At 43.8% G+C, this 7217-nt stretch carries 9 protein-coding genes; 8 read left to right on the top strand and 1 reads right to left on the bottom strand.

Annotated features, from left to right (window positions below; genetic code table 11):
* Positions 1 to 160 precede the first annotated feature (160 nt).
* The 8 genes from ACO0K1_RS19775 (at position 161) to ACO0K1_RS19740 (ending at position 5800) form a co-directional block, all read left to right on the top strand.
* Positions 161 to 580 carry an OsmC family protein gene (locus ACO0K1_RS19775; protein WP_423028873.1) on the top strand — a complete coding sequence of 140 codons (420 nt, stop codon included), beginning with the start codon at positions 161 to 163 and terminating at the stop codon, positions 578 to 580.
* A gap of 153 nt (positions 581 to 733) precedes the next feature.
* Positions 734 to 1222 (top strand): VOC family protein, encoded by a 489-nt coding sequence (locus ACO0K1_RS19770; RefSeq protein ID WP_423028871.1) that lies wholly within the window; start codon positions 734 to 736, stop codon positions 1220 to 1222.
* Between the two features lie 261 nt (positions 1223 to 1483).
* Positions 1484 to 1876: a VOC family protein gene (locus ACO0K1_RS19765; RefSeq protein WP_423028869.1), complete on the top strand. Its 393-nt coding sequence runs from the start codon at positions 1484 to 1486 to the stop codon at positions 1874 to 1876.
* Positions 1877 to 2092: 216 nt separating this feature from the next.
* The gene (locus tag ACO0K1_RS19760) at positions 2093 to 2650 is read left to right on the top strand and encodes a GNAT family N-acetyltransferase (protein WP_423028867.1); all 558 of its coding nucleotides are present in this window, start codon (positions 2093 to 2095) and stop codon (positions 2648 to 2650) included.
* Positions 2651 to 2701: 51 nt separating this feature from the next.
* Positions 2702 to 2953 carry a hypothetical protein gene (locus tag ACO0K1_RS19755; RefSeq protein ID WP_423028865.1) on the top strand — a complete coding sequence of 84 codons (252 nt, stop codon included), beginning with the start codon at positions 2702 to 2704 and terminating at the stop codon, positions 2951 to 2953.
* 37 nt (positions 2954 to 2990) lie between these two features.
* The gene (locus ACO0K1_RS19750; RefSeq protein WP_423028863.1) at positions 2991 to 3695 is read left to right on the top strand and encodes a helix-turn-helix transcriptional regulator; all 705 of its coding nucleotides are present in this window, start codon (positions 2991 to 2993) and stop codon (positions 3693 to 3695) included.
* Positions 3696 to 3786: 91 nt separating this feature from the next.
* Entirely contained in the window at positions 3787 to 4410 is a 624-nt protein-coding gene (locus ACO0K1_RS19745) for a glutathione S-transferase family protein (RefSeq protein WP_423028861.1), read from the top strand.
* 316 nt (positions 4411 to 4726) lie between these two features.
* Positions 4727 to 5800 (top strand): acyltransferase family protein, encoded by a 1074-nt coding sequence (locus ACO0K1_RS19740; RefSeq protein WP_423028859.1) that lies wholly within the window; start codon positions 4727 to 4729, stop codon positions 5798 to 5800.
* A gap of 331 nt (positions 5801 to 6131) precedes the next feature.
* Here the strand turns inward: ACO0K1_RS19740 and ACO0K1_RS19735 are convergent, their stop codons facing one another.
* Positions 6132 to 6764: a hypothetical protein gene (locus tag ACO0K1_RS19735; RefSeq protein ID WP_423028857.1), complete on the bottom strand. Its 633-nt coding sequence runs from the start codon at positions 6762 to 6764 to the stop codon at positions 6132 to 6134.
* Positions 6765 to 7217: the final 453 nt, after the last annotated feature.

The raw sequence follows: 7217 nt of genomic DNA, 5'->3' as shown, positions 1-7217 counted from the left end.
TGGGTGAGATGTGTGTAGTTCATTATGCAATTTCGACTGGCCGGTCAAAAAGGCACAAATGCTATCGCATCTTGCCCTCATTAACCGGTACCGTTCATAAATTGCACTTCATCCTAGAATTCGCCATTTAATTTAATAAGAAATCGACAAGGGAAGCATTATGACTATTGAAGCAAAATTACACCGTGCCAATGGCGCTTTGACGACTTTGACGAATGGGCGCCATGTTTGGAATGCTGACGTTGATGAGGCAGCAGGTTCGCTTAATCTTGCGCCTGATCCGCACGATTTGTTGGATTCGGCTCTGGCTGCTTGTACAACGCTGACCTTAGAGCTGTATATACGTCGTCGTCAAATGGCTGTCAGTGATTTACGAGTTACCGTTGATCATATCGAAAGTAAAGATGAGCAAGGCGATGTCTCCTATCAGATGCAGCGTCGGATTTTCATTGAAGGAGATATCACTGAGGCTGAACGTGTGCGTCTATTAGAAATTGCTAATAAATGTCCGATACACAAACTCCTGAGTGGGCACATCACAATTCAATCTGCGCTAGGTGCTGGCATTCAAAATGACTGAATTCATTCATCATCTGGGACGCATCAGGAAATGATGAATGGATTAAAAGTGCGCAGAATGCTGCCTGTTGACGGTAAACATGCAGTTGGGTCTTTTGTTTTGTTTGATCAGGTGGGGCTAGTGGACGTAAAACCGACTATGAGGACACCAAATATGAAAAAACTTCTTATTTATTTTTTACCGGCCGTGTTGTTGCTGAGTATGGCAAGCGCTGTGCAGTCGCAGGATGCTAAAGCTACTACTGCGCCTGTTCAGGCTGCAGGGCATATTACTGGCATCGGCGGTATCTTTTTTAAGGCGAAGGACCCTAAGACGTTGGCGGCATGGTACCGAGACGTACTCGGCATGCCACTGGAAGCGTGGGGTGGCGCCATGCTTCGTTATGACGCGCCTCAACATCCATCTCTGCTGACCTGGAGCGCTTTTCCGGCAGCGACAAAATATTTTGCACCTTCGAATACAGATTTCATGATCAATTACGCGGTTGACGACATGGATGCGTTAATACTGCGATTGAACGTGAAGGGCGTCGACATACTCAAGCGCGATGACACCGACGCTAACGGTCGCTTTGCATGGATACTCGATCCTGAGGGGAATAAAATTGAATTGTGGCAATCAAAAGTTAAAGCGTCTCAATAAAAAAATCAAGGGCTTCACTATTTGAAGACAAGGTAAAAGTTGCATTGTTCATCGTTGGCGGTTGTTGTTTGTTTGGCAGTAGTATTTATGGTTGATCGTCTAAATGCTATTCTTTGTGATCTTGTGGACATGGGATAAGCTGCGTTTTAGCTATGAAGTGTCATAGTCTTAATTTGCGAATATTTTTTAAATATTTTTTTAAATATTTTTTTTAAATAAAAACCCAAAAACTGGGGATACTTATTAACTAAAGGAGATAGGATGTTTAACCATGTCATGCTTGGTTCTAACGATATAGAACGATCAAAGGTATTTTACGATGCGGTGCTAGCCACTCTCGGAGCAGGGCAGGCAATTCGTAATATATCGCCATCGGGTCATACCCGCCTGTTTTATCGCCACGAAGGGAACTCGCTGGCGATTACTGAACCAATCAATGGTGAGCCCGCAACATTTGCTAACGGCGGAACAATTGGTTTTAAATGTAGTTCGCCAGAGCAGGTGAAATTGTTCCACGATGTCGCAGTTGCGCACGGTGGTCAGACCTGTGAGGGTCCTCCAGGCTTACGTGAGGGCAGCATGGGCGCAATGCACCTAAGTTATGTGCGTGATCCCGATGGTAATAAACTTTGCGCTCTTTACCGCGTGAAGTAAAACTTATTTGAGCCCACGCCGCGCGGACGTTTTCCATGCTGGCGTTGGGCTCGGAATTTCCCTTCTTATGTACCGACGGCATTGCAATTTTCAAATCATTGCGACATAAAACTTTTGTTAAGAAAAAATGTTGCTCTGTAAAACTATTATTAAATAAAGTCATTAGGTTCTAGCTTGCCTTTTTTGAAAAAAGACCATCACCCTAATTCATTTTTTATGCGTGAATTTCCTTCCCCTGACGTAGTTGATGAGGGCTTATTGTTAAGACCGATCGAACTATCGGACGTGAACGCTTGGTTTGCCTATTTGTCGCTGCCATATGTGGTGCAACATACGAGTTGGAATGTGAAGTCACCGGAAGATTTGCGGAGTTTGATTGCAACCTATAACAGCGAAGATCCCGAATCGCCAATGCAATTTGCCATCGTTGATAAAGCGTCAGGTGTATTTGCTGGCGTGATTGGATTTCACGCAATGTCGGTGGTAAATCGCACTGCAGAAATTTCCTATAATTTGCATCCTGACTATTGGGGTCGTGGCATCATAACGGCTTGCTGTCGTGCTCTGGTGCGCTGGGGTTTGACCGAAGGTGGATTCGTACGTATTCAGGCCACAGCCCTTGATACCAACCTCGCCTCAGCACGAATATTGCAAAAATGTGGATTCGAAGTAGAAGGGAAATTGCGAAAACTAAAAATAGTTCGTGGCGAATCACGCGATTTTTGGCTTTATGCGATTACAAATGCAAATTTGAATGACATTGATTCGCTCTAAGCAACTTAACTTTAACTTTAACTTTAACTTTAATTTAAATTTAAATTACCTATGAGTAACTTAAATCGCTATGAGCCAGGTGTTAGCCGGAAAGAATTTTGCCAGTCAATTTTGTGGGCATTGGCCGGTGTTTTGGCTGGAGCACTTTGCGCTCCGTCGATCACGGATTTTTTTTACCATTTTGCACCATGGGTTGGGCCATCTATTTTGATCGCCATCGTTGGCGCTGGTGTTCTCGCGATGCTGTTACTGCCTATCATTTTAAGAATTCGCGCGCGGTCTAAAGTGGTCAGCGATCAATGATAATGCAACGTTCGTAGTGTTGAGGTAGTCATCAATCATGTCCCGCTCAAAACGCTTACTCGATCTGCTTCAGATTTTACGGCGGCACCGATTTCCTGTGACAGGTGCAGCGCTTGCCGCCGAAGTTGGTATTAGTCTACGCTCCCTTTATCGCGATATTGCGACCCTCCAGGAACAAGGGGCAAAAATTGAGGGTGCACCGGGCCTCGGTTACGTATTGCGTCCTGGGTTTACGCTGCCACCCTTAATGTTCACCGAAGAAGAAATTGAAGCGCTGGTGATTGGGTCGCGCTGGGTGGCTGAACGCACAGATCTCAGTTTAAGCAAGGCGGCAAAGGCTGCATTGTCGAAGATCGCTGCAGTGTTACCGCAGGATCTTAGACACACGCTTGACAGCAACGCGTCAATATTGGGCGATCGTTCGCGAGCTGAGACTGAGGCAATTGACGTCTCATCTATTCGTCAGGCAATTCGTACAGAACATAAAATGTTGATGCGATATCAGGACCTGAAAGGGCAGATGACGGAACGCATAATTTGGCCGATTGTCCTAGGTTACTTTGACCATGCCCGAATGCTGGCTGCCTGGTGCGAACTACGGCAAGAATTTCGGCATTTCAGAATCGACAAAATTTCGTCTTTAGATCTGCGTATGGAACGGTATCCACGTCGGCGCCATGCGTTGTTGAAAGAATGGCGTGCATTGAATATCGATCAGCAGGTGTTAACTCAAAGAACGTAAATGCCAAGTTTGCTACTGCCATTTTCTGTCAGTATTGGGGGTGATAATCATCGCATTGATCATTCATTCACACACTGATGGAGCCTGAACTATGCGCCTTTATTATCATCCCGCTTCAACTTGCAGTCGCCGCGTTTTATTGACCGCTCTTCACCTTGAAATCAAGTTGGATCTTGTCATCGTTGATCTTTTTAACGGGGCGCAAAATACGCCACAATTTTTGCAACTCAATCCCAATCATCAAGTACCGGTACTTGAACATGATGGTTTCGTTCTTTGGGAATCGTACGCCATTATGCAATATTTGGCTGATTTGACGGCACCGCAAACGCTCTACCCAATGGATGCCAGTGCTCGTGCAGATATCAACCGATGGCTATTTTGGTGCGGGCAACATTTAATGCCCAGTGTGAGCCTTCTTAATTGGGAAAATTCCATCAAATTTTTAGCTGGAAAGGGAGTCGCCGACCCGCAAGAAGTAGGGCGTGGCGAACAACTCATCACTGAAGCGGCGACCGTTCTGGATCGCCATCTCGCACAGCGTGATTGGTTGTGTGATAGCGGTCTGTCTCTCGCGGATTTCGCAATTGCTGCACCGCTGGCTGATCAAATTCGGTCTCAATTTCCTATTGCTGACTTGCTTCATCTTCAGCGCTGGTTAAAACGTATTCAGATTCTGGATGCCTGGAAGTCTAGCGAAGTGGTCGCCAATTAACTGAAAACCGTGCAGACCTTAGTGATTAATGTGATTCTCCATGCATGCTAGGTAAGCGGAAACGAAGATAATAACAGTCCGGACATAAGGTGTATTTATTCATTGTAGGATTTGAGTTTGAACAGCAAAGCTTGCAAGCCGTAGTTGACTAAGTAATAGCACGCGATCACAATCGCTATATTCAAATTTGTTATCAAAGTTTTATAAGATTGATGCCCGACTACAGATTGAACAAGGTGAGCACATTGAGATGAATCTGGGATACTAAACGGTCGATAGTTAAGTTGAAGTGAAGCAAAAGGGAAGCAAAAGACACATGGAAACTAAGAGAGTTAATGAACTTGATCTGTTGCGATTTTTCGCTGCAATGACGGTTGTTCTATTTCATTATTCATTTCGCGGATACGCTGCGGATGCGATGTCAGTGATGCCTTATCCATTGTTGGCGCCTTTTGCTAAGTATGGATATCTTGGCGTCGAGCTATTTTTCATTATCAGTGGATTTGTCATTCTTATGACTGCCTCAAATGGTAGTCTAAGAAGCTTTGTTGTATCAAGGTTTGTCCGCCTTTATCCCGCATTTTGGGCGGCTTGCACGATGACATTTGTTGTCACACTCGCGATCGGCGGTGTACGTTACTCGGCAACTATAGAGCAATATTTGGTCAACATGACCATGCTGAGTGGTTTTGTCGACGTTCCTCCTATTGATGGAGTGTATTGGACGCTATTTGTCGAGTTGCGATTTTATGCATTGATTGCCTTGCTTTTGATCATTGGTAAAATTCAACATGCGCAACTGATTATTTTATTGTGGTTAATCGGATCGATTTTTCTTAATATCCATCCAATGTATGGCCTTAATATTCTGCTCATTGTTGATTATTCTGCTTATTTTATTGCTGGTGCTGCCTATTACTTAATTTGGTCTGCGGGTGCGTCATTCACGAGGGTCGGAATAATAATGGTGTGCTGGGGTTTTGCATTATTTCAATCCATCGGCAATCTGCGCTTTTTTGAGAAAACCTACAACACAAACATGAGTGACTATGTCGTCGCGAGCATCGTCAGCGTCTTCTTTTTTGTGATGTTTTTGATTTCTTTAAAATGGACTGGTAGGGTAGCGCGTTATCGCTGGGTATTGGCCGGATCGCTTACCTATCCTCTCTACCTTCTGCATGAAAATATTGGCTTTATGGTCTTCAATCTTGCGTATCCAGTAGTCAATTCTCATGTTCTTCTATTGTCAACGCTGTTTGTCGTCCTTCTGATAGCATATGCCGTGCATATTTTGATTGAGAAGCGATATGCTGGCAAAATCAAGTGTGCAGTAAATCATGTTATTGACACTACATCGCGGTTGATTTTTGCAAAGTCAAATGGCCATTGATTTATTTGATACCAAGCTTGATCTATTTAGTGTAATTGTTCTTGACCTGACTGCGCTTGTAATCTGGCTATTTTTATATATGATTTTGGATAAAGTAATACTGATAAATTAACGCTCGCTCTTATTGGTGCTAATGGGCCTATGTTTAACGTCGTATTTTTATAAATTGATGGCGCACTTACGTGGCAAGACCGTAGAGCAGTCGCTACTTGGAAAGAATGTCAGGTGACAGTTCGTTGAATATTGAAAATTTCAAGCTCGCACCATGCGCCTATTTCATTGCATATGAAGCGCAGAAACAGTCGCATAGAGCAAAGTTTGCGGATACAACTTAGTCCGATTTACGTCTGTGAAGCATGCATCCGATCAATGCCAGTCCAGAAAACAGTAAAGTAAAGGGCGCTGGTTCAGGAACGTCGGTCACCGCAGTTTGAAATACAAGATCCCAATTAGGTTGATTGCCGTACCCTGCGCCGGTATAAATACGCCCACCTGCGTATGGATTGCTAGTATTGCCTAATATGCCGCGGTATGCTAAGTCACCCGCGCCAGTGACAGATGTAAAATCAAACGTGTATTGGTTGCCCGCCACTACATCAATTCCAAGGTTAGATGTATCAATTGTAAGTAACCAATGTCCTACTATTGGTGTCCAGACACTTGTGACATTAACTGTGGAATGACCTAATAACGTACCGCCAATACCGTTACCCGCATGTATGTCCATGGTTAGAGTATTGCCGCCACCTTGAATGCCGCCATTTGAGCCTAAATAAATATCCGCTAATAACCCGCTTTTACCTGCTGTAAAAGATTGACCAAGTGGGTAATTCGTGACCGGCGCAAAGGAGAATGCGAATGGGACGCCTGTGTTGTAGTTGAGCTGAGATTGGTCGATCGTAGTAGCGTTTGCTACAGAGATCAATCCGAAGAAAGTTGCAGCGATCATTGTCGCTCGTAACATTGTCTTTATCATTTTAAAAATACCTTTTATATAATATTGATTTAGGATTATTAAGTGATGTTGCTACCCTAGTGTGTACAAAAAGCAATTTTCGCGCCAGACTTATATGATTAATAAAATCAACGACTTGGAAAATAATTATATTTTAATGTAAAAAATAACGACACTTTTTGTGATTATATTTTCAATGTATCCCAGTAAGTTGGGCTTTTTCGTTTAGCTACTAATTTGGCCTACAGGACTAAACATTAACGTTAAGTTAACCCCCTATGTCAGGATAGATGTCGCGTCAATTAATTCACATCAACCGTATTGGGGCGGAGTAACCCCCTATGTCAGGATAGATGTCGCGTCAATTAATTCACATCAACCGTATTGGGGCGGAGTAAAGACATGCAGTGAATCGTTATCCAGCAGAACGCAAGGAGGCCATCCTTAAGCAGATGATGCCGC

Source organism: Undibacterium sp. SXout20W, from assembly GCF_049340285.1.
GTDB lineage: Bacteria > Pseudomonadota > Gammaproteobacteria > Burkholderiales > Burkholderiaceae_D > Undibacterium.
This window is presented reverse-complemented; position numbering and strand designations above follow the sequence as displayed.